The sequence below is a fragment of the Pseudomonas sp. HS6-2 genome, from assembly GCF_049325675.2.
Lineage (GTDB): Bacteria > Pseudomonadota > Gammaproteobacteria > Pseudomonadales > Pseudomonadaceae > Aquipseudomonas > Aquipseudomonas putida_N.
On the sequence record NZ_CM143906.1, the window covers coordinates 309,002 to 335,978 of the forward strand.

Genomic DNA, 26,977 nt, shown 5'->3' on the forward strand with positions numbered 1-26,977 from the left:
TAGGAAACGCATCATGTTCAAGCCCCTTGCACTTGTCGCTGCCGTATCCGCCGTCTTCAGCCTGCAGGCTTCGGCCGCAGCCACCCAGCTGACCGTCTACACCGCCCTGGAAGCCGAGCAGCTCAAGAGCTACAAGCAGGCCTTCGAAAAGGCCAACCCGGACATCGAAATCAAATGGGTGCGTGACTCCACCGGTATCATCACCGCCAAGCTGCTGGCCGAGAAAGACCGCCCGCAAGCCGACGCAGTATGGGGCCTGGCCGCCTCCAGCCTGGCCATCCTCGACCAGAACGGCATGCTCGAAGCCTACGCGCCGAAAGACCTGGGGAAGATCTCCGCGAACTACCGCGATGCGGCCAACCCGCCAGCCTGGGTCGGCATGGACGTGTGGGCCGCGACCATCTGCTTCAATACCATCGAAGCCGAGAAGCAGGGCCTGAGCAAACCGGTGAGCTGGCAGGACCTGACCAAGCCTGAATACAAAGGCAAGATCGTCATGCCTAACCCGGCTTCCTCCGGCACCGGCTTCCTCGACGTCAGCGCCTGGCTGCAGACCTTCGGCGAGCCACAGGGCTGGGCCTACATGGATGCTCTGCACCAGAACATCGGCCAGTACGTACACTCCGGCTCCAAGCCGTGCAAGCTGGCGGCGGCGGGCGAGTTCCCGATCGGTATCTCGTTCGAGTACCCGGCCGTGCAGCTCAAGCGCCAGGGCGCGCCGCTGGACATCGTGCTGCCGAAGGAGGGCCTGGGCTGGGAGATCGAGGCGACCGCCGTGATCAAGGGCTCGCCGAAGGCTGACGCGGCCAAGCGCCTGGCTGATTTCTCGGCAAGCCCTGCCGCCATGGAGCTGTACAAGGACAACTTTGCCGTGCTGGCCGCGCCAGGCATTGCCAAGCCGCAGACCGAGCTGCCAGCCGACTATGAACAGCGCCTGATCAAGAACGACTTTGCCTGGGCCTCGAAGAACCGCGACGAGATCCTCACTGAATGGCGCAAGCGCTATGACGGCAAGTCGGAGAAAGTGGCGCAACAATAAGCCCCAGCGGTGAAGCCTCTTGGTGGGCATGTCCGCGAAGAGGCCTGGCTTGCACAATCAGATCTGTGAAACAAGCGCTTCCAGCTGCTCCTGCCGCTCAGCTTGATTCAGCTTCGCCCCGGGATTGAGCGTCGACCACTGCGGATGCGCCCGCGCCTTGCTCAAGGCTTCGGGCAGCTTGCCCTCGCGCCAGGCCTTTTCATCCAGCTCGCCCAGCCGAATGCTGTCCTGCGCCGCATGCCCACGCCCCTCCAGCGCCATCATCAACTGCTGTTGACGCAACGCGAGCAGCCGCAGCACGGTGTCGTCGACTGTCAGCTCGCGCTGCCCCTTCAACTTGCCCATCAACCGCGATCCATAGTTACGTGCGGTCTGCAGTGCGCCACCGGCGATCGCGCCCGCCAACGCTGCAGCGCCTAAAGTCAGGCCGCCAACCAGCAGGTCAACGCCGGCACCGGCTGCAGCGCCAGCCGCCACACCGCTGCCCAGGCGAACCCCAAGCAGTTTAAGGGTCTCGGGATTGAACAGGTCATCGCCCCAGCGACCATCCAGCAGCGGCAGGTCCCCGGCATTGGCATCCTCGCGACGGAACGCGTAGAGCTTGAGTAGCGCTTCGACACAGCGTTGTTCACGTTGGCGCACATCCTGGCGCAAGGCTTCGACAGCCCGGGCTTCAGCTGCCGGCTCGGCCTCGACGCTACGTCGGCAGGCGGCGCAGTCGAGCAGCAGTTCGGCGATCAGCCGCTTGCCGCTGTGCTGACGCGCCAGGCGCTGGGCCTGCTGGTCGTCGATCAGCCGCTGCAGGGCGGGTCGGGCATCCTCCAGCAGCAGTGCCAGGCTTTCGTACAGACGACGTTCACCATCCTCTGGCGGCGCTACGCTATCGAACCGCACCAATGCGTGAAGCCCAAGCCGGGCAAGGGCTTCACGCCACTCCGTCTCGCGGTGCTGGCTACTGGCGACGAAGTTGAGCACCGGCAGCAGCGGCTTGCCGCAACTGGCCAGTACTTCCAGTTCGTCGCGGTACTTGGCCAGCACGGGCTCCCGGGCGTCGATCACATACAGGCCGGCATTGCTCGCCAGCAACTGGCGCAGCACCTTGGCTTCCTGTTCGAAGCGCTGGCGGGCCTCGCTGCCTTGCAGGAAGCGTTCGAGGCGGGCTGGGCCGTCCAGGCGTTCGCCCGGGCGCTCCAGGCGCTCGAGGTAATCGAGCAGGGCGATGGCGTCCTCCAGGCCGGGGGTGTCGTAGAGCTCCAGCAGCGGTTCACCGTCCACCGACAGCCGCGCACCCTCGACATGGCGGGTGGTGCTGGGGCGGTGCGAGACCTCGCCGAAGCCGACATCGCGGGTGAGCGTGCGCAGCAGCGAAGTCTTGCCGACGTTGGTGTGGCCGACCACGGCCAGTTTCAGCGGCTCAGTCATGACCATGCTCCAGCCAGGTCAGGGGCGAAGTGTCGGCATGGCTCAGGCCGAGGCGGTCTAGGGCGTCGTGCCAGTCGCCCAGGCGTTCGGCGTCCAGGGCCTGGCCGGGGGCAGCCTGAAGCAGCCAGATGCGAGTGGCGCCTGCATTGCGCGCCAGCTCCGCGAGCAGCGCCAGGCTGCCACGATCGGGTGAGCGGCGTGGGTCGCAGGCGATGGCCAGGCGCGCCGGAGGGAAACGGCTGAGTTGTTCGAGCAGCCTGTTGCGCGACTCGCGGCTGTCGAGCACACCCGCGTCGGTTACTGCCTTGGGCAGGGCAGGCGGCCAGGGACGTTGGTCGTCAAGTTCGAGGCCTACCAGCAAGGCGCCGCTGCTGCCGCTTTCCAGCTGGCCGGCCTGAAACTGCGGGAGGGCATCGGGTGCGGCGTCCTGCACGCCGATGCGTTCGCTGCGCGGCATCAGTGCATCGCGCAGTTGCGCGTAGCCGGGCAGGCTGAGGTCCAGCGCCAGCTGCGCACGGCCTTGACGCCAGCGGCACAGGCACAGCCCGGCCAGCAGCAGGCGCGGCAGCAGGCCGTACACCAGCACCACGCCGAGCAGCCAGCTGGCCCAGGCGTGGCGGGCGCTATCCAGGGCGGGGAAGGTGTCGCCACTGGCGCGGATCATTGCTTCGTCCGGCACGGCGAAACCGAGCAGCGAAGGCAGGGCGCCGAGGGCCTGGGTCAGGTGGATGAACGGGTCGGCGGCCAGCAGGGTGGTTTCCCAGACGAAGCCGTAACGGCGGGTTGCCAGCAAGGCCAGCAGCATGCTCAGGGCGGCGACCATCGCCAGCAGCCACAGGCCGTGCACCAGCACGCCGAGCAGCCAGCGATTCAGGCGTTGGCGTTGCAGCAGCACCAGCAGTGCCGGCGCCAGGTGTGCGGCCTTGGCGTCGCGGGCGAAGCGCTCACTTAGCCACAACCACAGGCGACCGAGGCTGGCGCCGTGCTCGCCGCTCAAGGCGAAACCCACGGCCCAGCCCAGCAACAACAGCAGGTTCAGCCCGAGCAGGCTGCCCAGCGCCCAGAACACGTTGACCGGGCGCTGCCCGTCGCCCAGGGCGGCGAAGGCCAGGCCTGCGCCGCTGAAAACGGCCAGTAGCATCAAGGCCAGCAACGCCAGGCGTGCGCCCTGTTTCCAGTGGCGCAACGCCGAGGTCATGCCGTCGCGTTCGGCGAGGAACAGCGCACGGGTTTCGATGCGCGCTGCCAGGTCGCCGCCTTGCTGGCGGGCATGGCGGTTGGCCTCCTGATCGTCCAGGAGGCCGGCGTGTTCCTCGCGCAGGCGTACCGCTTCGGTGAGCCAGCGCTTGTCCAGTGGAGTCGGTGCAGTCACAAGGTCTTCCATTGCGTGGTTCAGGGCAGAAGCATAACCCACACGCCCGGTGCTATCCTCGCTGGCATGAATACATCACTCCCCCTCAGCCTGATCGCGGCTCACGCCGAGAACCGCGTGATCGGCATCGACAACACCATGCCCTGGCACCTGCCGGGGGACTTCAAGTACTTCAAGGCCACTACCCTGGGCAAGCCGATCATCATGGGGCGCAAGACCTGGGATTCGCTGGGTCGGCCGTTGCCGGGGCGTTTGAACATTGTGGTCAGCCGGCAGGCGGGCCTGGAACTGGCCGGGGCCGAGGTGTTCGCCTCGCTGGAGGCCGCAGTGGCGCGGGCCGGGCAGTGGGCGCGTGAGCAGGGCGTTGGCGAGGTCATGCTGATTGGCGGGGCGCAGCTGTATGGGCAGGCGTTGGAGAAGGGGCTGGTGAGCCGGATGTACCTGACGCGGGTGGAACTGGCGCCGGAGGGGGATGCGTGGTTCCCTGAGTTTGATGAGGGCCAGTGGAAGCTGATGTCGAGCGAGGCACAGGCTGAAGAAGGCAAGCCGGCTTACCACTTCGAGGTTTGGGACAAGATCTGAAATTGCGGGGGCTGCAAAGCAGCCCCCGCAATATGTCAGCTATGACTCAGCTCGGCATGCTCATCGCCGGCCAGCACGTCCTTGTCGGTCTCTTTCAGCAGCTGGCTGGTCACCACGCCCGCGGTCATCGAGCCATTCACGTTCAACGCCGTGCGGCCCATGTCGATCAGCGGCTCCACCGAAATCAGCAGTGCGACCAGCTCGACCGGCAAGCCCATGGCCGGCAGCACGATCAGCGCAGCGAAGGTCGCACCGCCACCGACGCCTGCCACACCCGCCGAACTCAGCGTCACGATCGCCACCAGGGTCGCGATCCACAGCGGGTCGAAGGTATCGATGCCCACCGCAGGCGCCACCATCACGGCCAGCATGGCCGGATAGAGGCCCGCGCAGCCGTTCTGGCCAATGGTGGTGCCGAACGATGCACTGAAGCTGGCAATCGATTGCGGCACACCCAGGCGGCGGGTTTGCGCCTCGATGTTCAGCGGGATGCTGGCGGCGCTGGAGCGGCTGGTGAAGGCAAAGGTCAGCACTGGCCAGACCTTGCGGAAGAAGCGCAGCGGGCTCACGCCAGTGGCGGCGAGGATGATGCCGTGGACCACGAACATCAGCGCCAGGCCCAGGTACGACACCACCACGAAACTGCCCAGCTTGAGGATATCTTCCAGGTTCGAGCTGGCCACCACCTTGGTCATCAGCGCGAGTACGCCGTAAGGGGTGAGCTTCATCACCACGCGAACCAGGCGCATCACCCAAGCTTGCAGTGTATCGATGGCCGACAGGGCGCGCGCGCCCTTCTCGGCGTCGTCCTTGATCAACTGCAGCGCGGCCAGGCCGACGAACACGGCGAAGATCACCACGCTGATGATCGAGGTCGGCTTGGCCCGGGCAAGGTCGCCAACCGGGTTACTCGGGATGAACGACAGCAGCAGCTGCGGGATGTTCAGGTCGGCAACCTTGCCTAAGTAGTCGCTGTGGATAACCTGCATGCGCGCGCTTTCCTGGGCGCCAGCCACCAGGCCTTCGGCGGTCAGGCCGAACAGGTTGGTCAGGACAATGCCGATCAGTGCGGCAATGGCGGTGGTCAGCAGCAGGGTGCCGATGCTCAACACGCTGATGCGGCCCAGCGAAGAGGCGTTGTGCAGGCGAGCCACGGCGCTGAGGATCGATGCGAAGATCAGCGGCATGACGATCATCTGTAGCAGGCCGACGTAGCTGTTGCCGACCAGGTCCAGCCAGCTGATGGTGGCCTTGAGTACCGGGTGGCCGGCGCCATAAATGGTGTGTAGAGTCAGGCCGAACGCGACGCCCAGCGCCAGGCCCAGCAGGACCTTCTTGGCCAGGCTCCAATCGGTGCGGCCGGTTTGTGCCAGGCCTAGCAGCAGGGCCAGGAACGCCAGCAGGTTGAGGGACAACGGCAGGTTCATTGAAGCTCCAGGAAAAAGCAGAAGAGGCATCGCCTCTGATGAGCGATTGCGAACGGAAATGCTAACAGCCTGAAAAGAAACGAATTTATACCCAAAAGTAATTTGCTTAGTCGTTTATGGAATAACAGGCTGTCGCGGATAGCAATGCACACGACGTTTACAGTTTTGTGAAGGTCGTTGTGAGGGGTCGAAATCGTCGAATCTTGCACTAATTTTTCCGGGTCATCTCAGGAGATTCGCACATGAAGTTCGCTCCGAAAGCCCTTGCCTTGGGTTTGTCCCTGCTGTTCAGTGTGGAAAGCTTCGCCACCGAGCTCAAGCACTGGCCCACCGATGCAGCCAAACAGCTCGACGCCATGATTGCCGCCAATGCTCATAAAGGTAATTACGCAGTCTTCGACATGGACAACACTAGCTACCGCTACGACCTCGAAGAAGCGTTGCTGCCATTCATGGAAAACAAGGGCCTGCTGACCCGCGACAAGCTCGACCCGTCGCTCAAGCTGATCCCGTTCAAGGACACGGCCGAGCACAAGGAAAGCCTGTTCAGCTACTACTACCGCCTGTGCGAGATCGACGACATGGTCTGCTACCCGTGGGTGGCGCAGGTGTTTGCCGGCTTCACTCTCAAAGAGCTCAAGGCTCAGGTCGATGAGCTGATGGCCTCGGGCAAGCCAATCCCCAGCACCTATTTTGAAGGTGACCAGGTCAAGGCCATCGAGGTACAGCCGCCGAAGGTCTTCACTGGCCAGGCCGAGCTGTACAACAAATTGATGGAGAATGGCATCGAGGTTTATGTGATTTCGGCGGCGTCCGAAGAGCTGGTACGCATGGTCGCTTCCGATCCCAAGTACGGCTACAACGTCAAACCGCAGAACGTGATTGGTGTCAGCCTGTTGCTCAAGGATCGCGCCAATGGCCAGCTGACCACGGCGCGCAAGCAGATCAGCGCCGGGCAGTATGACGCCAAGGCCAATGAAGGGCTGGAGCTTACGCCATACCTGTGGACCCCGGCCACCTGGATGGCAGGCAAGCAGGCGGCGATCCTGACCTACATCGATGAATGGAAGAAGCCAGTGTTGGTGGGGGGTGATACGCCAACCAGTGATGGCTACATGCAGTTCCATGGTGTGGATGTGAACAAGGGCGGCATTCACCTGTGGATAAACCGCAAGGCCAAGTACATGGACCAGCTGAACGGGATGATCGCGAAGAACGCGGCGGCACAGGCGAAGGAAGGGTTGCCGGTGACGGCGGACAAGAACTGGGTGATTGTGACGCCGGAGCAGATTCAGTAGGACTTGCTGGCCTCTTCGCGGGTTTACTCGCGAAGAGGTCGGGACAGGCATAAAAAAACCGGCGCTCAGGGCGCCGGTTTCTCTTTCACGCGGTCAGAGCCTCAGAGCCCTTCCAGCATCGCCTTGTTACGCACAGCACCTTTGTCAGCACTGGTCGCCAGCAGGGCGTAGGCCTTCAGCGCGGTGGTCACCTTGCGTGGGCGCACTTCAGCCGGTTTCCAGCCTTTCTTGTCCTGCTCGATGCGGCGCTGAGCAAGCTCTTCGTCGCTGACCAGCAGGTTGATCGAACGGTTGGGGATGTCGATCAGCACCTTGTCGCCGTCGCGCACCAGGCCGATGGCGCCGCCAGCAGCAGCTTCCGGCGAGGCATGGCCGATCGACAGGCCCGAGGTACCGCCCGAGAAGCGGCCGTCGGTGAGCAGGGCGCAGGCCTTGCCCAGGCCCTTGGACTTCAGGTACGAGGTCGGGTAGAGCATTTCTTGCATACCCGGGCCGCCTTTCGGGCCTTCGTAACGGATGATCACGATGTCGCCGGCCTTCACTTCGTCGGCGAGGATGCCGCGCACGGCGCTGTCCTGGCTTTCGAAGATCTTCGCGGTGCCTTCGAACACGTGGATCGACTCGTCGACGCCGGCGGTTTTCACCACGCAGCCGTCCAGGGCGATGTTGCCGTACAGCACAGCCAGGCCGCCTTCTTGCGAGTAGGCGTGCTCGAAGCTGCGGATACAGCCGTTTTCACGGTCGTCGTCGAGGGTTTCCCAACGGGTCGACTGGCTGAATGCAGTCTGGGTCGGGATGCCGGCAGGGCCTGCCTTGAAGAAGGTGTGCACGGCTTCGTCATCGGTCTGGGTGATGTCCCACTTGGCGATGGCTTCTTCCATGCTGCGGCTGTGCACAGTCGGCAGGTCGGTGTGCAGCAGGCCGCCACGGGCCAGCGAACCGAGGATGCTGAAGATGCCGCCAGCGCGGTGTACGTCTTCCATGTGGTACTTCTGGATGTTCGGCGCCACCTTGCACAACTGCGGCACCTTGCGCGACAGGCGATCAATGTCGCGCAGGTCGAACTCGACTTCACCTTCCTGGGCTGCAGCCAGCAGGTGCAGGATGGTGTTGGTCGAACCGCCCATGGCGATGTCGAGCATCATGGCGTTCTCGAACGCCTTGAAGTTGGCGATGCTGCGCGGCAGCACAGACTCGTCGTTTTCCTGGTAGTAGCGCTTGCACAGCTCGACGATGGTGCGGCCGGCGGTGAGGAACAGCTGCTCGCGGTCGGCGTGGGTGGCCAGGGTCGAACCGTTGCCCGGCAGGGCCAGGCCCAGGGCTTCGGTCAGGCAGTTCATCGAGTTGGCGGTGAACATGCCGGAGCACGAACCGCAGGTCGGGCAGGCGCTGCGCTCGTACTCGGCGACCTTCTCGTCACTGGCGGTGGAGTCGGCGGCGATGACCATCGCGTCGACCAGGTCCAGGCCGTGGCTGGCCAGCTTGGTCTTGCCGGCTTCCATCGGGCCGCCGGAGACGAAGATTACCGGGATGTTCAGGCGCAGGGCGGCCATCAGCATGCCGGGGGTGATCTTGTCGCAGTTGGAGATGCAGACGATGGCGTCGGCGCAATGGGCGTTGACCATGTACTCGACGGCGTCGGCGATGATCTCGCGGCTTGGCAGCGAGTACAGCATGCCGTCGTGGCCCATGGCGATGCCGTCATCGACCGCGATGGTGTTGAATTCCTTGGCCACGCCACCGGCGCGTTCGATCTCGCGGGCAACCAGCTGGCCCAGGTCCTTCAGGTGCACGTGGCCCGGGACGAATTGGGTGAACGAGTTGGCGATGGCGATGATCGGTTTCTTGAAGTCTTCGTCCTTCATCCCGGTGGCGCGCCACAGGGCGCGGGCGCCGGCCATGTTGCGGCCTTGGGTGGAAGTCTTGGAACGATAATCAGGCATGAAACACTCCTGGCGGCTTAATCAGGTCACAAAAAGGGGAGTGAGCTTCTCTTGTCCTTTGTACCGCAGGCCGGTTGCCACTGGCACGGATGGGGCCGAAGACCGCGCGGGATCGCCGCGTGCTTGGCCAGAGCTCATAAACCCGCCGGGGATGACTGGCGATGAATAGGCCGATTCTACACCGCTGGCGCGGCGAGGGAATGAAGATGTGCCTGGACGGTGGTTTAAGAGTTATTCCTGGCTGCGTGTAGGACGCCTCTGAAATGCTGCCTGCGTGGCAGACCCTGCCAACCGCGCTGGTTATCATTCTCCGCGCCGCATGTGCGGCTTCACGAGAAATCACTTCAATGGACCTTCCCAGTTTCAGTTCACCCCGAACTTGTAAATTGGCACTGAGCGCGTTGTCGCCAGGGCTTGCGAAGGCTTGAACCCCTGAGTTCGAGGTTTGCGGGTGCCTGCGTCGGCGCCTGGAGACTCGTATGTACTCTGTCTGCGCAAACTGCATTCGCTGTAAAGAACCACTCTCGCGTGACCAGGCCAGTGAAGCGCTGGTCAAGCTTCGCCAGGAGGCGACCGAAGACTTCCACAAAGGCGCATCGATCACCAATCACGTCGGCAACCTGCGCAATGCCACTGTTGGTCTGCTTTACCGCAAGCGAGTGCTGTGGCTGGTGCTGCTGGTGTTCGGCAACCTGTTTTCCGGCGCCGGCATTGCCGCCTTTGAAGAAACCATCGCCGCGCATATCGTGCTGGTGTTCTTCCTGCCTCTGTTGGTGGACAGCGGGGGGAACGCCGGTGCGCAGTCGGCCACCTTGATGGTGCGGGCGCTGGCGACGGGAGAGGTGGTCATGCGTGACTGGATGCGCATGCTGGGCCGCGAATGCGGGGTGGCGTTGGCGCTCGGCGGCACCATGGCCCTGGCGGTGGCATCGCTGGGAGCATTGCGAGGTGGCGCGGACGTTGCCTTGATCGTAGCCAGCAGCATGCTGGTGATCGTGTTGGCCGGCAGCCTGATCGGCATGAGCCTCCCGTTCCTGTTCACACGCCTGAAGCTCGACCCGGCTACCGCCAGTGGTCCGCTGGTGACCTCGATCGCCGATGCGGCGGGGGTGCTGGTGTACTTCGGGATCGCGTCGCAGGTGCTGGAAATCTGATACCGGCCTGGGGCGCATTGCGCCCCAGGCCGCGCGGATCAGCTGTTTGGCAGCAACCGGCAGGTGATGCTCTTGATGTAGCGGGTTTCGGCAATGGCCGGGTGCACGGGGTGGTCCGGGCCCTGGCCGCCGCGCTCGAGCAGTTGCAGGTTGCGGTCCAGGTGGCGAGCGCTGGTCAGCAGGATGTTGTGCAGGTCGTCCTCTGGCAGGTGCATCGAGCACGAGGCGCTGACCAGGATGCCGTCCTTGCTCAGCATGCGCATGGCCTGCTCGTTGAGGCGGCGGTAGGCCGCTTCGCCGTTTTTCAGGTCTTTCTTGCGCTTGATGAAGGCGGGTGGGTCGGCAATGATCACATCGAAGCGCTCTTCGGCGGCCTTCAGCTCGCGCAGGGCCTCGAACACGTCGCCTTCGATGCAGGTCAGCTTCTCGCTGATGCCGTTCAGCGCAGCGTTACGCTCGACACCATCCAGGGCAAAGCCCGAGGCATCCACGCAGAACACTTCGCTGGCGCCGAACGCACCGGCCTGTACGCCCCAGCCACCGATGTAGCTGAACAGGTCGAGTACGCGCTTGCCTTTGACATAGGGGGCCAGGCGCGCGCGGTTCATGCGGTGGTCGTAGAACCAGCCAGTTTTCTGGCCTTCGCGTACCGGGGCTTCGAACTTGACGCCGTTCTCTTCCAGCGCAACCCAGTCCGGCACTTCGCCGTAGACGGTTTCGACGTAGCGCTGCAGGCCTTCGGCGTCGCGGGCGGCCGAGTCGTTCTTGAACAGGATCCCGCTGGGCTTGAGCACCTGGATCAGGGCGGCGATCACGTCATCCTTGTGCGCTTCCATGGTGGCAGAGGCCAGCTGCACCACGAGGATGTCGTAGAAACGGTCGACCACCAGGCCCGGCAGAAGGTCGGAATCGCCGTACACCAGGCGGTAGCACGGCTGGTCGAACAGGCGCTCGCGCAGGGACAGGGCGACGTTCAAACGGTGCACCAGCAGCGATTTGTCCAGCGGCAGCTTGATGTCACGCGACAGCAGGCGGGCGCAGATCAGGTTGTTCGGGCTCAGCGCGACGATGCCCAGCGGCTTGCCGTTGGCAGCTTCGAGCACTGCCTGCTGGCCGGCCTGGAAGCCTTGCAGCGGGGTCGCGGAAACGTCGACTTCGTTGCTGTAGACCCACAGGTGGCCGGCGCGCAGGCGGCGGTCGGCATTGGCTTTGAGGCGAAGGCTGGGCAGGGACATGACGTCGCTCCGGGAAAAAAGAGCGGGATTATAGCCTGTTGGCCCTTCCCCTGCTGAAGTGCAGGGCCGCGAAGAGCGCGGAACAGACACCAATTGTCTGAATTTTTACCGCGTGGCCCACCTTTGGCGATTGGTGTGGTGCCGGACTACGGGGTTAGAATCTTTCGTCCTTCACGAGTGTGTACGCATGTCCCAAGAACTCAGCGCCGAACAGATCCAGCAAGCCTTGCAAGGCATCACCATACCGCCGCAGCCGCAGATCATGGTTGACCTGCAGTTCGAGCAGTACATGCCTGATCCGGATCTGGAAACCATCGCCAAGCTGATTTCCCAGGACCCTGGCCTCGCGGGTGCCTTGCTCAAGCTGGTCAACTCGCCGCATTTCGGCCTGTCGAACAAGATCGGCTCGATCCAGCGTGCAGTGAACCTGCTGGGCAGCCGTTCGATCATCAATCTGATCAATGCGCAGTCGATCAAGGGCGAGATGAGTGACGAGACCATCGTCACCCTCAACCGCTTCTGGGATACCGCCCAGGACGTGGCCATGACCTGCCTGACCCTGGCCAAGCGTACCGGCATCCAGGCGGTCGACGAGGCTTATACCCTCGGTCTGTTCCACGATTGCGGCGTACCGCTGATGCTCAAGCGCTTCCCCGAGTACATGCAGGTGCTCGAAGACGCCTACGCCAGTGCTGGTGAGAAAACGCGCGTAGTTGACACCGAGAACCGTGCCTTCAACACCAACCATTCCGTGGTCGGCTACTTCACGGCCAAGTCCTGGCGCCTGCCGGAGCACATCAGCGCGGCCATCGCCAACCACCATAATGCCCTGGCGATCTTCCGCGAAGACTCCTCGCGCAATACCCAGAGCCAGTTGAAGAACCTGCTGGCCGTGTTGAAGATGGCCGAGCACATCTGCGCCTCGTACCGCGTGCTGGGCAACCAGAGTGTCGACCATGAGTGGAATGCAGTCGGCCCGCTGGTGCTGGACTATATCGGCTTGTCGGAGTACGACTTCGAGACCCTGAAACAGAATATTCGCGAGCTGGGCGGGCACTGATCTATGCCGGAACTACCTGAAGTCGAAACCACCCGGCGCGGGATTGCACCCCACCTGGTAGGCCAGCGCGTCAGCCGCGTGGTGGTGCGAGACCGGCGGCTGCGCTGGCCGATCCCCGAGGACCTCGACGTACGGCTGTCCGGGCAGCGCATCGTCAGCGTCGAGCGTCGGGCGAAGTACCTGCTGATCAACGCTGAGGTCGGCACCTTGATCAGCCATCTGGGTATGTCGGGCAACTTGCGCTTGGTGGAGCTGGGCTTGCCAGCGGTGAAGCATGAACATGTCGATATCGAGCTGGAGTCGGGGCTGATGCTGCGTTATACCGACCCGCGACGGTTCGGCGCCATGCTCTGGAGCCTCGACCCGCTCAGCCACGAACTGTTGCTGCGCCTGGGGCCGGAGCCGCTGACCGACCTGTTCGACGGTGAACGGCTGTTCCAGCTGTCGCGTGGGCGCTCGATGGCGGTCAAGCCCTTCATCATGGACAACGCGGTGGTGGTCGGCGTGGGCAACATCTACGCGACCGAGGCGCTGTTCGCTGCTGGAATCGACCCGCGCCGTGAGGCGGGCGGGATTTCCCGGGCGCGCTACATGAAGCTGGCAATCGAGATCAAGCGGGTGCTGGTGGCTGCCATCGAGCAGGGTGGCACGACCTTGCGCGACTTCATCGGTGGCGACGGGCAGCCGGGGTACTTCCAGCAGGAATTGTTCGTCTACGGGCGGGGCGGGATGCCGTGCAAGCTGTGCGGCACGGCCTTGCGCGAGGTGAAGCTGGGGCAGCGGGCGAGCGTGTTCTGCCCGCGCTGCCAGCGCTAACCGTTTGCGCTCAGGCCTTGCCGGTGATCCGGCGGTACTTGGCCATCAGCTCGTCTTCGGTTTCCGGGTGCGCTTCATCCAGCGGGATGCAGTCGACCGGGCAGACCTGCTGGCACTGCGGCTCGTCGTAGTGACCCACGCACTGGGTGCACAGGTTCGGGTCGATCACGTAGATCTCTTCGCCTTGGGAGATGGCCTCGTTCGGGCACTCGGGTTCGCAGACGTCGCAGTTGATGCAATCGTCGGTGATGATCAGGGACATGGGGACTCCGGCCGGGGCGCTTCGCCCGGGCATGTTCAACGCTTTGGGCACAATTGTGCCGCATTCGCGCCCGCAGTGCACGCGGGCGCGATGCTCAGGCGCGCAAGGTTACTTCTTGAAGCGTTCGGTTAGCGCCTCGGCCACCACAGGGTGGACGAACTTGCTGATATCTCCGCCCAACGCGGCTATTTCTCGCACCAGCGTCGAAGAAATGAACGAATAGCGCTCCGAAGGCGTGAGGAACAGGCTTTCGACGTCGGGCGCCAGTTGCCGGTTCATGTTAGCCAGCTGGAATTCGTATTCGAAGTCCGAAACCGCGCGCAGGCCGCGCAGGAACACGTTCGCGTTCTGTTCCTTGGCGAAGTGCGCCAACAGCGACGAGAAGCCGATGACTTCGACATTGGGCAGGTGCTTGGTGACCTCACGGGCAAGCTCGACCCGTTGTTCCAGCGGGAACAGGGGGTTTTTCTTCGGGCTGGCCGCCACCGCGATGATCACGTGGTCGAACAGGCGCGAAGCGCGCTCGACCAAGTCGCCATGGCCTTTGGTAATGGGGTCGAAAGTACCCGGGTACAACACTCGGTTCATCGCGTCATCCTGGCTGGAGTGCGTTGGGGAGTCGGATGGTAGCGCAGCGATTGCGCCCGGCCAAGTCATGCGGCCGGCTGATGGCACTATAGACAGGGCGTGTATTTGTTGTCATGTACTCTGTGCCAGGCGGGTGACCAAGGCTTCGGTCAGCCGGGCACTGATGGCGTACACCGACAACTGCGGGTTGGCGCCGATGCTGGTCGGGAACAGCGAGCCGTCATGGATCGACAGGTTTTCCAGCTGGTGATGGCGGCCCAGGCTGTCGCAGACCGCCTTGCGCGGGTCTTCGCCCATTGCGCAGCCTCCCATGACATGGGCGCTGCCCAGCCGGGTGCGGAACGGTTCCAGGCGCAAGGCGTCGATCATGCGCTGAACTTCTTCCAGGTTGGAGGCGGTGCCGGCGTCGCTGTGGACCGGTGTGACGTGCGTGGCGCCTGCAGCGAACTGGATTTGCGCCATGCTGTGATAGGCGCGACGCAGGCCGTCGCGCAGGTAGTCGGTGACCGAGTAATCCAGCACTGGTGAGCCGTCACCGCGCAATTCCACTGCACCGCCTGTACTTTCGGGGTGAAAACCGTCCCGCAACAGGGCCAGCATCACGTGAGTGTGCGGCAATTCGGCCATGCGCCGGGCATTGTCGCTGCCATATCCGCCGAGCAGGGTGCTGGCCAGCGCCGGGTGCAAGGGTGGCACTTCCAGCTTGTAGCCCACCGCCCCGTCGACGCCGTCTTGCCACTGGAAGTGGTCGCTGTAGATCGACTGAGGAGCGCCGTAAAACGGGTCGATACGGTCATTGAAGCGTGCCGCGCTGAAGTTGACCAGGTGCAGGAAGGTTCGTTTGCCCAGGCGGCCATGTGGGTCGGGAGCCTTGGAGCGCAGTAGCAGGGCCGGGCTGTTGATACCACCACCGGCCACGATGTAGTGGCGGGCGCGCACGTTGATCTGCCGGCCGGTGGGGTGCACGCCTTGGGCATCCAACGCCTGGCACTGCAGCCCGGCGATACGCTCGCCATTGTGTTCGAAGCGCTCGGCGCGGGCGAGGTAGAGCAGTTCGCCGCCATTTTCGAGGGTCGACGGGATGCGCGTGACCAGCATCGATTGCTTGGCATTCACTGGGCAGCCCATGCCGCAATAGCCGAGGTTCCAGCAACCACGCACGTTGCGCGGGATAACTGCCCAGCGATAGCCAAGTTGTTCACAGCCGCGCCGCAGTATCTCGTTGTTGGCGTTCGCCGGCATCGCCCAGGGCGTGATGCCCAGATCGAGCTCGATGCGCTCGAACCAGGGCTGCATGTCTTGCTCCCCCAGGCCCGTGACGTCATGCGTTGCGGCCCAGTGCGCCAGTGTCTGCGGTGGCGTGCGAAAGCTCGAGGTCCAGTTGATCAGCGTGGTCCCGCCGACGGCGCGGCCTTGCAGGATGGTTATGGCGCCATCCTTGCTCATCCGCCCAAGGCCTTCCTGGTAGAGGCTGGCATAGGCCTCGTTTTCCAGCAGGCGGAAGTCGCTGCTGGTCTTTAGCGGGCCTTCTTCGATCAGCAGCACCTTGTGGCCTGCTGCGCTGAGCATCTGCGCGCTGGTGGCACCGCCGGCTCCGCTGCCGATCACGGCAATATCGGCCTCCAGTGTCAGGTCTTGCTCCAGGCGTGAGCCGTCATGGGTGATCCAGCCGCGTTCGAGGCCTTGGCGAAACGGGTCGGTTACTGGCATTGAGGATGCTCTTGTTGTCAGATTTTGGGTGGGCCGGGGTAGCCGCATGCGGCCCAGGCTTCCGGGCGCTCGTACCAGGCCATTTGCAGCAGTTGCAGCAGCGAGGCATGGCCCATGCGCAGCAGGTTCAGCGAGCTGTCCTGCCAGCGCTGCAGAAAGGCCGTTACCTGCGCGCTGCTGGCCTGCTCCCAGGCCCCCCAGACCCCGGTCAAAGGGCCGCGGGTCAGCGGCAGGCTGAGCACATCGAACAATTGCCGGGTGAGCTTGAGCATTTCCGGCGACAGCGCTGCCAGTTTGTGGTCGAGGCTGTGCAGCACCAATTCGTCGTTCGCCGAGGTGCCGGCGAGCACCACCGGAATCAGCGCAAGCAGGGCTGGCAGGTCATCGTCCCGCAGCACGTGGTAGCCGGCTGCGGGCGTTTGCGCGCTGCAACCGACCAGGCTGGCGGTACTCAGGAAAAGGCTGGCGCCGAGGCTGAAGCGCAGCAGGTCACGGCGCTGCATCAGCGGATGAACAGCTTGTAGACCAGGCGCTGCAAGGCCTTGCCATAGGGCGGATAGATCAGCCGCGCGGCATTCAGGCGCTGCTTGGCCAGCACCGCCTTGGCCTTGCTGAAGGTCAGGAAACCTTCATGGCCATGGTAATGGCCCATGCCAGAAGGGCCGATACCGCCGAATGGCAAGTCGTCCTGGGCCACGTGCAGCAGGGTGTCGTTCAGGCACACGCCGCCGGAATGGCTGTGTTGCAGCACGTGCTGCTGCTCGCTGCGGTCGTAGCCGAAGTAGTACAGCGCCAAGGGGCGAGGGCGTTGACTGATGTAGGCCAGGGCCTCGTCGAGGTGGTCGTAAGGCACCAGCGGCAGCAACGGACCGAAGATCTCGTCCTGCATGACCTGCATGCTGTCGTTGACCCTGGTCAGCAGGTGCGGCGGCAGGCGCCGGCCCTGGCGCGTCTCGTCGGGATACAGGTCGAGCACCTGGGCGCCTTTGCCGCGGGCGTCGTCCAGCAGGTGCTGCAGACGCTGCAACTGCCGTGGGTTGATGATGGCACTGTAGTCGGGGTTGTCGGCGATGCGTGGGTACATGCGCTGTACGACCTTGCGATAGGCATCGGCGAAGTCGTTCAGGCGCTCGCGCGGTACCAGCACATAGTCGGGTGCGACGCAGGTCTGGCCGGCGTTGAGGGTCTTGCCAAAGGCGATGCGTTCGGCGGCCGTGTCCAGTGGCACGCTGGCCGAGACGATGGCGGGCGATTTTCCGCCCAACTCCAAGGTCACCGGAGTCAGGTTTTGCGCGGCTGCCAGCATGACCTGGCGGCCGATGCTGGTGGCGCCGGTGAACAACAGGTGGTCGAAGGGCAGGCGAGCGAACGCCTGGCCGACTTCGACTTCGCCCAGCACCACGCTGACCAGGTCCTCTGGAAACACCCGTTGCAGCAGGGTTTTCAGTGCCTTCGCGCTGGCTGGGGTGGACTCGCTGAGCTTGAGCATGACCCGGTTGCCGGCCGCCAGGGCACCGGTCAGCGGGCCAATGGCGAGGAGCAGCGGGTAGTTCCATGGCACGATGATGCCCACCACGCCCAGCGGCTGGTAAAGCACGCGAGCGCTGGCTGGCTGGAAGGCCAGACCCACGGCGCGGCGCGCCGGGCGCATCCAGCGCTGTAGATGGCGTTCGGCGTGGCGAATGCCCTGCACCGACGGTAGCAGCTCGGCCAAAAGCGTTTCGTCGGCACTGCGGCCGCTGAAATCGGCATCGATTGCGTCGATCAGTGCTTGCTGGTCCGCCAGTAATGCCTCGCGCAGGCTTTTCAGCCACTGCCGCCGCTGTGCCGCTGGCGGCATGGGGTTGCCGGCAAAGGCTTGGCGCTGAGCGGCGAACGTCGCTTCAAGGTCGGTGTCGGAATGCACAGGAGGCAAAGCGATGGGCGAGGTCACGGCGGTCTCTCGTCTGGGCTTGAAGTCCCTAGAGCCTATACTCTAATTCGTACCGCGGTGCGACTTTTTTCGCTGGCGCAAACGGTGCACCAGCGATGTGATTCACCGTAAGATGACCCATTATCGAAAGCCCGCAGACTGGGAGCTGAGCATGGCCCCGCGCATGAAAACCCGAGAGCGCATCGTGCAGAACAGCCTGGAGCTGTTCAACCAGCAGGGCGAACGCAGCGTCAGTACCAACCACATTGCCGCGCACATGGAAATCTCGCCCGGCAACCTGTACTACCACTTCCCTAACAAGCAGGCGATCATCGCCCTGCTGTTCAGCCAGTACGAAGAGCTGGTGGACAGCTTCCTGCGCCCGCCGCAGGGTCGCGTGGCCACAGTCGAGGACAAGCGCTTCTACCTCAAGGCGCTGCTCGCGGCGATGTGGAACTACCGTTTCCTGCACCGTGACCTGGAGCACCTGCTGGAAAGCGACCCGGAACTGGCTGCCCGCTACCGGCGCTTTTCCGAGCGTTGCCTGCGCCAGGGGCAAGCGATCTATCGTGGCTTCGTCGATGCCGGGATTCTGAGCATGGAGCCTGCCCAGATCGAGTCGCTGACCATCAATGCCTGGATCGTGCTGACCTCGTGGGTACGCTTTCTCAGCACCACGCGCGAACATTCCGCGCATCTGGGTGAAGAAGCCTTCAAGCGCGGCGTCTATCAGGTGCTGGTGCTGGAGCTGGGTTTCGTCACCAATAACGCCCGCAGTGCCGTGGACGCCCTGTGCCAGGAATTCCACGTTCCGTTCAATCAGGCCCTGGAACAGTAACCAAGGTCTTCGAGCCATCGATCAGGAGATTGTCATGCCCCTTGCGCAATTGATCACCCCGCAACAGCTGGCCGAGCGTCTGGACTCGCCCAAGCTGGTGATCCTTGATTGTCGTTTTGCCCTGGAGGATGTGGATTACGGTCAACGCAGTTATGCCGAGGGGCATATCGCCGGGGCGTATTTTGCCGACCTGGAGCGTGACCTGAGCGGGCCGGTCAGCAAGGGCCGCACCGGCCGCCACCCGTTGCCGGACCCGCACCGGCTGGTCGAGCGCCTGCGCGAGTGGGGCCTGGACGACGACAGCGAAGTGGTGCTGTACGACGATGGCCCTGGCGCCTTTGCCGCCCGCGCCTGGTGGTTGCTGGTCTGGCTGGGCAAGCGCAGTGGCGTGGCTATCCTCGACGGTGGCCTCAAGGCCTGGCATGCGGCGCACCTGCCGCTGAGCCTGGATGCGCCGGCCAAACGCAAGGGGACGTTCAATGGTGAGGCGGACGCAAAGCTGGTGATTGATGCCGAGCACCTGGCCAAGCGGCTGGGCAGCCCTGACCTGACCCTGATCGATGCCCGTGCGTTGCCGCGCTTTCGAGGCGAAGTCGAGCCGATCGACCCTGTGGGAGGGCATATTCCCGGCGCCCAGTGCGCAGCCTTCAACGAGAACCTCGGTGCCGATGGGCAATTCCTGGCACCTGAACAACTCAAGCAACGTTTCGCCGAAAAGCTGGCAGGGCGCTCGCCAGAGCAACTGGTGGCCTATTGCGGGTCAGGGGTGACGGCTTGCCATAACCTGTTTGCCCTGGCGCTGGCGGGGTATCCGTTGGGCAGGCTGTATGCAGGGTCGTGGAGTGAGTGGATCAATGATCCCAAGCACGGTGTGGCGACTGGCGAATAATCACTGACCATCGACCAGCCACTGCGGAATCCGCCGCTCCAGGTAATAGCCCGGGTTGCGCAGGCTGCCGTCGACAAACCCCACATGCCCACCCCGCTCATGCAGCTCGAACTGTGTCTGCGGTGCCAGTTCACTGGCCGTGGGCAGGCTGTGGCCGAACACGAACGGGTCATCGGTGGCATGGATGATCAGCGTCGGCGTGCGGTTTTCCCCTAGATAGAATCGGCTCGATGAACGGCGATAGTAATCGTGGGCATCGCTGAAACCGTTGAGCGGCGCGGTGACCTTACCGTCGAAGTCCCAGAAGGTTTTCAACCTGCCCAAGTGCCCAAGCCGGTCGAGCGCGGCCAGCCCCTCGTGATGCCCGCGGTCGCGGAAGTGCCGTTGCTTCAACTGCACATAGGCCATCATCTCGCGCATGAAATGCGCCTGATACACCTTGGAAAAGCCTTGGCCAATGCGGTCGGCACACTGATCCAGGCGAAACGGCACCGACACGGCCACGGCCGACTCCAGCTGGCTGGCCGTGCCACTTTCCCCCAGGTACTTGAGCAGCACATTGCCGCCCAGCGAGTAGCCGACGGCATACAGCGGTGCCAAGGGACGCTGGGCACGCAGGTGGGCGACCACCTCGGCGAGGTCTTCGCTGGCGCCGGAATGGTAGCTGCGCGGTAACAGGTTGGGCTCACCCGAACAGCCCCGCCAGTTGACCGCCACGCTTGCCCAGCCGCGGGCCTGCAGCGATTGCTGCAAGCCTTTGACGTAGGGAGAGCGGGACGATCCGGTCAAACCATGCAGCACCAGCACCAGCGGCGCATCCGGGCTATGTGGCCCATGCCAGTCGAGGTCGAGAAAATCGCCATCGGCCAGCCACAGGCGTTCGCGGCTTCGTTCCAGTTCCGGCAACTTGCGCCACAGTGGCCCCCACAGGGTTTGCAGGTGGGGGTTGGACAGGCCGATGGCCGGGCGGAATGTGGCGGTGAGACTGGGCATGCTGAGCGACTCGTGATGTGCCTGCGTACAGTGCCATGAAACGCCGCCACTGTACCTGCGCTATTGGTCGGGGGCTGGCAGAGGTTGCTGCTCCACGCTTGGGCCGACACTGACCTGTACGCTGTAGTTTAGGTCGAGATGGCGCTGCATGGCGGCGCGGACATCTGCCGGGGTCAATCTGTTGGTGCGCTCGAAGTAGGTGTTGAGATAATCGTCAGGTTGACCTTGATGGGTCAGCTCCGAGAGCAATTCCGCCAGGCGCTTGTTCTGGGCGACATCACGCAGCAACTTTCCTTCCAGTTGTTTGCGTGCCACTTGCAGCTCGGCCTGGGTTGGCCCTTGCTCGATGAAGTCGCGCAGCAGGGTCACCACCAGTGCCTGAGAACCTTCCACGTACGTTGGTGCGACTTCCCATTCGACGCTGAACAACCCGCCTGCCCGTAACGGCGATAGGTGGGTATGTACGCCGTAAGTGAGGCCGCGGCGTTGGCGCAGTTCCACCATCAAGCGCGATTCGAGCCCTTCTCCCAGTACATCGCAGGCCAGCACCAAGGCGGGGAACTCCGGATCATTGGCGGGCACGTTCATGGGAAGTACCAGCAGGGCAGCACTGCTGGCGCCAGGCTGTTCGACTTTCAGGGTTGCGTCGGTGGCGGCCGGGACCGTTGGCAGATCTGCTGCTGACCAGCCCTGTGGCAGAGCCTGGCTGATCTGACGTGTGAGTGCTTGAGCTTCAGAGAGAGAAAGGTCGCCGACCACGACCATCTCCAGATTGCTGGCGGAATAGGCGCGTTGGTGGAATGTGCGCAAATCGTCTGTAGTAACCGCCGTTACACCCTGCACGGTGCTGCCCAGTGGGCAGCCATAAGGATGGCTATTGAATAAGTGGCGGAAGGCTTCGCTGCGCGCCCTCAATACGGGATGTCGATCGCTTGAAGCGCTGCTCTGCAGCAACTTCTGTTTGACCTTATTCAGAGCAGAGGGAAGAAAGGCCGGCTGTGCCACGAGGTTGGTGAACAGCGCCAGGGACGGCTCCAGCACGGCCGGGCTACTCAGGCTACGCAGGCTCAGCGTCGCATGCTCCAGACGTATCTGCTTTTCGAAGATTGCACCCAGGCGTTCGAGATGCTCGGCCTGCTGGGTGGCCGTGTACTGCTGGCTACCTTCATTGAGCATGTACAGCGTCAGGGCTGCCAGGCCGGGGTGCACAGTGTCCTGGACAGTGCCGGCCCTGAACCTCAGTACTACATCGACGATAGGTAACCCGCGGGCTTCGACGAATTTCACGGTTGTGCCTGCTTCCGTCGTCCAGGCTTGCACATGAGTGCGGATTGGCTCGAACTGATTCAGGTCGAGTCCCTGTGCAGAGACCAGGCCGCCGTAAATGCTGTTTTGGGTTGCAGTCGAGTCATGCATGAGCGCTCTCCTTGTTGTGCATGAACGTAATGGCAGCGCGGGAATCGGTCAGAAACTCAAGAGCTGCCAGGCCGACCTGTTCGGCTGTTACGGCTTCGATGGCTTGTCGCTCATTGTCCAGGGCTACCGGGTCAAGGCCGCAGGCGGCCTGTTTGCCGATGGCCTGGGCTTGCTTGTCGATGTCGTCCCTTTCGAACATTTGCCTGGCCAACAGGCGAGCCTTGGCACGTTGAAGGTCTTCCTTGGATGGTGCCGACTGGCGAAACGCTTCGATTTCCAGCATCAGCCTTTCGGCTGCGATCTCCGGTGTTATCTGCTGGCTGCAATATGCGTAGAGAACCAGCAGGCTGTCGCCGCGCTGCCAGGGTTCGTAGGATGAGCGCAGGCCCCGCAGAATCGGGTCATCCAGAACCAGTCGCCGCTGCAGGATACTGCTGTACCCATCAGCCAGCAGATCGGGCAGTAGCCGCAATGCGTAGGCTTGCTCGGCAGCCTGGGCGGTACACTGGCTGGGGAGGTTGAAGCTGAGAATGGTGCCGGTGTAAAGGCCTGGCAGACGCAGTGTCTGATGGCGTCGAGCTTGCGCTGGCGGGGCGGTAGCGGTCTGGCGTGCCGACAGGCGATTGGCGGGAATCGTTGCAAAGTGCCGGGTTACCAAGGTTTGCAGCTGTAGCTGGGTGATGTCGCCGACGACTGCCAGCGTGGCATTGTTTGGGTGGTACCAGCTCCGGTACCAGGTTCGGGCAGCCGCCGGGGTCAGGTGTTCAAGGTCAGCCTTGTGACCAACGATTGGCGTGCCATAGCCGCCATTGCCGTAGGCCAGTGAATCGTGATGCTCCAGTGCCAGTGACAAAGGGTCGTTGTCGACTTGCTCTCGGCGTTCGGCCATGACCACGTCCAGTTCGCGAGCGAAAGGTGCATCACTGATCGTGGCGCTGGCCATGACGTCGGCCATGGCCTCCAGAGCAATTTCGAGCCGACTGCCTGGCAGTGTCAGCGGGAAGACCGTGGCGTCGGTGGTGGTGGAGGCATTCGGTTCGCCGCCGAGGCGGGTCACGATGGCGGAATACTGGCCACTTTTCAGTTTGCTGCTGCTTTCGAACAGCAGATGTTCCAGTGCATGGGAGAGACCGGTATGGCCTGCTGGCTCGTAGCTCGAACCGACGTGATACCAAAGCTGCGCACTGACCAGCGGTGCACGATGGTCTTCGCGCAGGTAGATACGCAGGCCGTTGGCAAGGGTGAAAGTTTGTACAGTGCTGCCCTGGGTGGGCGGAGAAGGGCGCTCGATCATGGTTGAAGTGCTCCTGCGAAAACGAGGGAGCAGCTTCAACCATGCCGACGGCGTGGTTGTGGTAACTAAATACGATTTACGGCGGGATCAGCCCGTTGCCACAGCGCGTAATGCACCTGGCCAGTCTTCTTTTCGCGGTGCAGGCGCCAGTTGCCGGGCATCGGCAGTGTCGACGAGGCCGCCTCGCTTTCGGTGTAGATCCACGCCTGTTCGCGCAACCACTGGTTCTGTTCCAGCATATTGCAGGTATTGGCCAGCAGGTCCTGGTGGAACGGCGGGTCGAGGAACACCACGTCGAACTGCTGCTTGGCCGGGTTCTGCAGGTAGCGCAGGGCGTCGGTCTGCAGGATCTGCCCGCGCGGGCAGCGCAGGATCTCGAGGTTGTTCTTCAGGTTGCTGATGGCCGCCGGGTTACTGTCCAGTGCCACGGCATCCTCGGCGCCACGGGACAGCGCCTCGAGCACCAGGGCACCACTGCCGGTGAAGGCATCCAGCACCTGGGCGCCTTCGATATAGGGCGCCAGCCAGTTGAACACGGTTTCGCGCACGCGGTCAGGCGTGGGGCGCAGGCCTTCGCCTTCCGGTACCGCCAGGCGGCGGCTGCGCCACTCGCCGGCGATGATGCGCAGGTGACCCTGGCCCTTGCTTTGGCCCTGCTGCGGGCGGGCGGGAGGGGTGGATCTAGGCATTAGTGCTCCGGTACGCCGAGCGGCTGCTCGGACGGTTTGTCAGTGGGGGCAGGCAGTGGCTGCTGTGGCACTTTCGGGCCAACGGTGACGATCACCAGTTTATCGGCTGCCAGGTGCTTGTTCATCGCCGTTTTAACCTGTTCGACGGTCAGCGCCTGGGACTGCTGCATGAAGTCTTCCAGCCAGGTCAGTGGCAGGTTGTAGAAACCGATTGCGCCCAGTTGGCCGACGATGCTGGCATTGTTGGCGTTGGACAGCGGGAAGCTGCCGGCCAGTTCGCGTTTGGCATCGTCCAGCTCCTGCTGGGTAGGGCCGCCTTTGAGGTAGTCGGCGAGGATGTCCTGAACCAGCTTGAGCGTACCCTCACTAAGTTCGGCACGGGTCTGCAGGTTGATCATGAACGGGCCACGCACCTGCATCGGGCTGAACACCGAGTAGACGCCGTAGGTCAGGCCGCGTTTTTCGCGGACTTCGCTCATCAGGCGGGTGCCGAAGGCGCCGCCGCCAAGGATCTGGTTGCCCAGCGACAGGGCTGGCCAGTCCGGGTCCTGGCGGTCGATACCGAGCTCGGCGAGGATCAGGTGAGTCTGTTTGCTCGGGAAATCGATATGGGTAACGCCTGCCTTGGGTTCAACCGGCTGGGCCGGTTTGGCCAGTGCCGGGCCTTTGGGCAGGGCGGCGGATACCTGGGCGGCGACGGCCTCGGCTTCCTCGCGGCTGAGGTCGCCGACCAGGGCGATCACCGCGTTGCCAGCGGCATAGGCCTTGGCGTGGAAGGCGCGCAGCTGCTCAAGGGTGATATCTGGCACGCTCTCGGCGCTGCCATCGCTTGGCTGAGCGTAAGGGTGGTCGCCGTAGAGCTTGCTGAACAGGGCTTTACCGGCGATCTTGCCGGGGTTCTGCTTCTCATACTCGAAACCGGCCAGCAGCTGGTTCTTGATGCGTTTTAGTGCATCTTCCGGGAAGGTCGGCTTGCCGGTCACTTCGGCGAACAGCTTGAGGGCTGGCTCGCGCTTGTCCTTGACGCTCAGGCTGCGCAGCGAGGCCACGGCCATGTCGCGGTAGGAACCGTTGCCAAAGTCGGCACCCAGGCCTTCGAAGCCTTCGGCGATGGCGGTCACATCCTTGCCGGCCACACCCTCGTTGAGCATGGCGTTGGTCAGGGTAGCCAGGCCCGGGGTGTTGCCGTCCTGGCTGCTGCCAGCGGCGAAGGTCACGCGCAGGTCGAACATCGGCAGCTCTCGGGCCTCGACGAACAATACCCGGGCGCCTTCTGCGGTGGTCCAGTTCTGGATGTTCAGCTGGCGCCGGCTGGGGGCCTTGCCGTCAAGCTCGGCCAGCGATTGCAGGGTATTGGCCGGGCGCGCGGCGCTGCTTTCGGCTTCGGAATGCGCCGGCCGGGCGAGCACGGCGGCCACGGCCACCACCAGCGCGATGATGCCCGTGCCGATCAGGGTGTAGCGTGGTGCGCTGCGATCACTCATGAGCGGACTCCTCGGGCAGTACATGGGCAACGCTCAAGCGTTCGCGGGTGAAATAGGTGCGTGCGGCGTTTTGCACGTCTTCCGGGGTGACGCGCTTGAGTTCGTCCAGCTCGCTGTCGATCAGCTTCCAGGACAGACCGACGGTTTCCAGCTGGCCGATGGTGGTGGCCTGGTTGCTGATGGAGTCGCGGTCGTAGACCAGGCCAGCGATGACCTGGGCACGCACGCGCTCCAGCTCTTCGGCGCTCGGCGGAGTGGTCTTGAGCTCATCAAGCAATTGCCAGACGCCATTTTCGACGTCAGCCAAGGTCTTCTGCTTCTGCACGTTCGGCGTGGCCGAGATCAGGAACAGGCTGTCGCCTCGGGTGAAGGCGTTGTAGCTGGACGAGGCGCCGGCCACCAGCTCCTGGCCACGTTCCAGGCGTGCCGGCATGCGCGCGCTGTAGCCGCCATCGAGCAGGGCCGAGATCAGTCTCAGGGCATGCACGGTGCGTGGGTCTTTGGCGGTGGCCAGGCTTGGGACGTTGAAGCCGTAGATCAAACTCGGCAACTGGGTGCGCACGTGCAGCGTCAGCAGGCGCTGGCCCGGTTCGGCCAGTTCCAGCGGCAGTTTGGCGGGTGGTACGGCGCGCTTGGGAATGCTGCCGAAGTATTTCTGCGCCAGACCCTTCACTTCATCGGCGGTGACATCGCCGACCACAACCAAGGTAGCGTTGTTCGGTGCGTACCAGGATTCATACCAGTGGCGCAGTTCCTCGACCTTCATGCGCTCGAGGTCGGCCATCCAGCCGATGGTCGGGGTGTGGTAGCCGCTGGCCGGGAAGGCCATGGCGCGGAACAGCTCGAAGGCCTTGGAGCTTGGCTGGTCATCGGTACGCAGGCGGCGCTCTTCCTTGATCACCTCGATTTCGCGGGCGAACTCGTCGGCAGGCAGGCGCAGGCTGGCCAGGCGGTCGGCCTCCAGCTCCAGGGCCACCGGCAGGCGGTCGCGGGCCAGCACCTGGTAATAGGCGGTGTAGTCGTCGCTGGTGAAGGCGTTTTCTTCCGCACCGAGGTCACGCAGGATGCGCGAGGCCTCGCCGGGGCCGATCTTGGCGCTGCCCTTGAACATCATGTGCTCCAGGGCATGGGACAAGCCGGTCTGGCCCGGAGTCTCGTAGCTGGAGCCGACCTTGTACCAGATCTGCGAGACGACCACCGGGGCACGGTGGTCTTCGCGCACGACCACCTTGAGGCCGTTGTCGAGGATGAATTCGTGGGTCGGTTGCACGTCGGCGGCAAAGGCCGCAAGCGGCAGGCAGAGAGTGCTGAGCAACAGGCCAGCGGCGCGGCGGGCTAGAGCATTCATACGGTGATTAACCTGTTCGGCGGCCCGCTGGTTTAGCGTCGGCGGGCAAGGAGGTGCTAGGATACTGATCCGGTTGCCTGGCGACCATGCCTGTCGCCGTTCTGGCCCGCAGGCCCATTAAGGCAAAACATTGCGCATGAACCAGTCGGATTCAAAATAGTCTGTTCTGCGTTTAGAGAATTCCCGATGCGCCAACTGCTGGCCCA

At 63.5% G+C, this 26,977-nt stretch carries 24 protein-coding genes; 8 read left to right on the forward strand and 16 right to left on the reverse strand.

Features of this window, described 5'->3' with window-relative positions:
• Window positions 1–13 precede the first annotated feature (13 nt).
• Window positions 14–1,039, forward strand: coding sequence for a putative 2-aminoethylphosphonate ABC transporter substrate-binding protein (locus tag ACOKS3_RS01440; protein ID WP_422763402.1), 1,026 nt, complete (start codon window positions 14–16; stop codon window positions 1,037–1,039).
• Window positions 1,040–1,096: 57 nt separating this feature from the next.
• Here the strand turns inward: ACOKS3_RS01440 and ACOKS3_RS01445 are convergent, their stop codons facing one another.
• Both ACOKS3_RS01445 and ACOKS3_RS01450 read right to left on the reverse strand, forming a co-directional pair.
• Window positions 1,097–2,461 carry a GTPase/DUF3482 domain-containing protein gene (locus tag ACOKS3_RS01445; RefSeq protein WP_103446125.1) on the reverse strand — a complete coding sequence of 455 codons (1,365 nt, stop codon included), beginning with the start codon at window positions 2,459–2,461 and terminating at the stop codon, window positions 1,097–1,099.
• Window positions 2,454–3,845: a DUF2868 domain-containing protein gene (locus tag ACOKS3_RS01450; RefSeq protein WP_422763403.1), complete on the reverse strand. Its 1,392-nt coding sequence runs from the start codon at window positions 3,843–3,845 to the stop codon at window positions 2,454–2,456. Before ACOKS3_RS01450 ends, ACOKS3_RS01445 begins: the two co-directional genes overlap by 8 nt.
• A gap of 54 nt (window positions 3,846–3,899) precedes the next feature.
• On the opposite strand from ACOKS3_RS01450, the gene ACOKS3_RS01455 reads away from it, so the two are divergent.
• A complete protein-coding gene (locus tag ACOKS3_RS01455) occupies window positions 3,900–4,415 on the forward strand; it encodes a dihydrofolate reductase (protein ID WP_103446123.1) in 516 nt (171 codons plus the stop codon).
• A gap of 35 nt (window positions 4,416–4,450) precedes the next feature.
• Here the strand turns inward: ACOKS3_RS01455 and ACOKS3_RS01460 are convergent, their stop codons facing one another.
• Window positions 4,451–5,842 (reverse strand): L-cystine transporter, encoded by a 1,392-nt coding sequence (locus tag ACOKS3_RS01460; RefSeq protein WP_103446122.1) that lies wholly within the window; start codon window positions 5,840–5,842, stop codon window positions 4,451–4,453.
• Between the two features lie 242 nt (window positions 5,843–6,084).
• Here ACOKS3_RS01460 and ACOKS3_RS01465 point away from each other — a divergent pair, with 242 nt between their 5' ends.
• A complete protein-coding gene (locus ACOKS3_RS01465; protein WP_422763404.1) occupies window positions 6,085–7,140 on the forward strand; it encodes an HAD family hydrolase in 1,056 nt (351 codons plus the stop codon).
• Window positions 7,141–7,241: 101 nt separating this feature from the next.
• Here the strand turns inward: ACOKS3_RS01465 and ilvD are convergent, their stop codons facing one another.
• Complete coding sequence (ilvD, locus tag ACOKS3_RS01470) at window positions 7,242–9,083, reverse strand: dihydroxy-acid dehydratase (RefSeq protein ID WP_103446120.1); 1,842 nt, start codon at window positions 9,081–9,083, stop codon at window positions 7,242–7,244.
• Window positions 9,084–9,562: 479 nt separating this feature from the next.
• Here ilvD and ACOKS3_RS01475 point away from each other — a divergent pair, with 479 nt between their 5' ends.
• Window positions 9,563–10,237, forward strand: a complete 675-nt coding sequence (locus tag ACOKS3_RS01475) for a magnesium transporter (RefSeq protein ID WP_422763405.1) — start codon at window positions 9,563–9,565, stop codon at window positions 10,235–10,237.
• Between the two features lie 38 nt (window positions 10,238–10,275).
• Here the strand turns inward: ACOKS3_RS01475 and ACOKS3_RS01480 are convergent, their stop codons facing one another.
• Window positions 10,276–11,472: a class I SAM-dependent rRNA methyltransferase gene (locus ACOKS3_RS01480; protein WP_103446117.1), complete on the reverse strand. Its 1,197-nt coding sequence runs from the start codon at window positions 11,470–11,472 to the stop codon at window positions 10,276–10,278.
• Window positions 11,473–11,713: 241 nt separating this feature from the next.
• Here ACOKS3_RS01480 and ACOKS3_RS01485 point away from each other — a divergent pair, with 241 nt between their 5' ends.
• Together ACOKS3_RS01485 and mutM are read left to right on the forward strand one after the other, a co-directional pair.
• Complete coding sequence (locus ACOKS3_RS01485) at window positions 11,714–12,532, forward strand: HDOD domain-containing protein (protein ID WP_181004453.1); 819 nt, start codon at window positions 11,714–11,716, stop codon at window positions 12,530–12,532.
• A gap of 3 nt (window positions 12,533–12,535) precedes the next feature.
• Entirely contained in the window at window positions 12,536–13,348 is an 813-nt protein-coding gene (gene mutM, locus ACOKS3_RS01490; RefSeq protein ID WP_103446113.1) for a bifunctional DNA-formamidopyrimidine glycosylase/DNA-(apurinic or apyrimidinic site) lyase, read from the forward strand.
• A gap of 10 nt (window positions 13,349–13,358) precedes the next feature.
• Here the strand turns inward: mutM and ACOKS3_RS01495 are convergent, their stop codons facing one another.
• The 5 genes from ACOKS3_RS01495 to ACOKS3_RS01515 form a co-directional block, all read right to left on the reverse strand.
• A complete protein-coding gene (locus ACOKS3_RS01495) occupies window positions 13,359–13,610 on the reverse strand; it encodes a YfhL family 4Fe-4S dicluster ferredoxin (RefSeq protein ID WP_008095804.1) in 252 nt (83 codons plus the stop codon).
• Window positions 13,611–13,718: 108 nt separating this feature from the next.
• The gene (coaD, locus tag ACOKS3_RS01500) at window positions 13,719–14,198 is read right to left on the reverse strand and encodes a pantetheine-phosphate adenylyltransferase (protein WP_103446111.1); all 480 of its coding nucleotides are present in this window, start codon (window positions 14,196–14,198) and stop codon (window positions 13,719–13,721) included.
• A gap of 111 nt (window positions 14,199–14,309) precedes the next feature.
• Window positions 14,310–15,908: a GMC family oxidoreductase gene (locus tag ACOKS3_RS01505; RefSeq protein WP_103446109.1), complete on the reverse strand. Its 1,599-nt coding sequence runs from the start codon at window positions 15,906–15,908 to the stop codon at window positions 14,310–14,312.
• 17 nt (window positions 15,909–15,925) lie between these two features.
• On the reverse strand, window positions 15,926–16,411 hold the full coding sequence (locus tag ACOKS3_RS01510) for a twin-arginine translocation pathway signal protein (protein ID WP_103446108.1): 486 nt from the start codon (window positions 16,409–16,411) through the stop codon (window positions 15,926–15,928).
• The gene (locus tag ACOKS3_RS01515; RefSeq protein WP_103446107.1) at window positions 16,411–17,841 is read right to left on the reverse strand and encodes a coniferyl aldehyde dehydrogenase; all 1,431 of its coding nucleotides are present in this window, start codon (window positions 17,839–17,841) and stop codon (window positions 16,411–16,413) included. The genes ACOKS3_RS01510 and ACOKS3_RS01515 overlap by 1 nt, the downstream gene beginning before the upstream one ends.
• Before the next feature lie 151 nt (window positions 17,842–17,992).
• Here ACOKS3_RS01515 and ACOKS3_RS01520 point away from each other — a divergent pair, with 151 nt between their 5' ends.
• On the forward strand, window positions 17,993–18,658 hold the full coding sequence (locus ACOKS3_RS01520) for a TetR/AcrR family transcriptional regulator (protein WP_103446106.1): 666 nt from the start codon (window positions 17,993–17,995) through the stop codon (window positions 18,656–18,658).
• A gap of 34 nt (window positions 18,659–18,692) precedes the next feature.
• Window positions 18,693–19,547: a sulfurtransferase gene (locus tag ACOKS3_RS01525; protein WP_103446104.1), complete on the forward strand. Its 855-nt coding sequence runs from the start codon at window positions 18,693–18,695 to the stop codon at window positions 19,545–19,547.
• On the opposite strand, the gene ACOKS3_RS01530 is transcribed toward ACOKS3_RS01525, so the two are convergent.
• The 6 genes from ACOKS3_RS01530 to ACOKS3_RS01555 all read right to left on the reverse strand — a co-directional run bounded on the left by ACOKS3_RS01530 (window position 19,548) and on the right by ACOKS3_RS01555 (window position 26,771).
• Window positions 19,548–20,540: a hydrolase gene (locus ACOKS3_RS01530; RefSeq protein WP_103446103.1), complete on the reverse strand. Its 993-nt coding sequence runs from the start codon at window positions 20,538–20,540 to the stop codon at window positions 19,548–19,550.
• Window positions 20,541–20,600: 60 nt separating this feature from the next.
• A complete protein-coding gene (locus tag ACOKS3_RS01535; RefSeq protein ID WP_422763406.1) occupies window positions 20,601–21,956 on the reverse strand; it encodes a M16 family metallopeptidase in 1,356 nt (451 codons plus the stop codon).
• Window positions 21,949–23,250, reverse strand: a complete 1,302-nt coding sequence (locus ACOKS3_RS01540) for a M16 family metallopeptidase (protein ID WP_103446100.1) — start codon at window positions 23,248–23,250, stop codon at window positions 21,949–21,951. Before ACOKS3_RS01540 ends, ACOKS3_RS01535 begins: the two co-directional genes overlap by 8 nt.
• Before the next feature lie 65 nt (window positions 23,251–23,315).
• Window positions 23,316–23,939, reverse strand: coding sequence for a 16S rRNA (guanine(966)-N(2))-methyltransferase RsmD (gene rsmD / locus ACOKS3_RS01545; protein ID WP_422763407.1), 624 nt, complete (start codon window positions 23,937–23,939; stop codon window positions 23,316–23,318).
• Window positions 23,939–25,423 (reverse strand): M16 family metallopeptidase, encoded by a 1,485-nt coding sequence (locus tag ACOKS3_RS01550; protein ID WP_422763408.1) that lies wholly within the window; start codon window positions 25,421–25,423, stop codon window positions 23,939–23,941. The genes rsmD and ACOKS3_RS01550 overlap by 1 nt, the downstream gene beginning before the upstream one ends.
• A complete protein-coding gene (locus ACOKS3_RS01555) occupies window positions 25,416–26,771 on the reverse strand; it encodes a M16 family metallopeptidase (RefSeq protein ID WP_103446097.1) in 1,356 nt (451 codons plus the stop codon). Before ACOKS3_RS01555 ends, ACOKS3_RS01550 begins: the two co-directional genes overlap by 8 nt.
• Window positions 26,772–26,977: the final 206 nt, after the last annotated feature.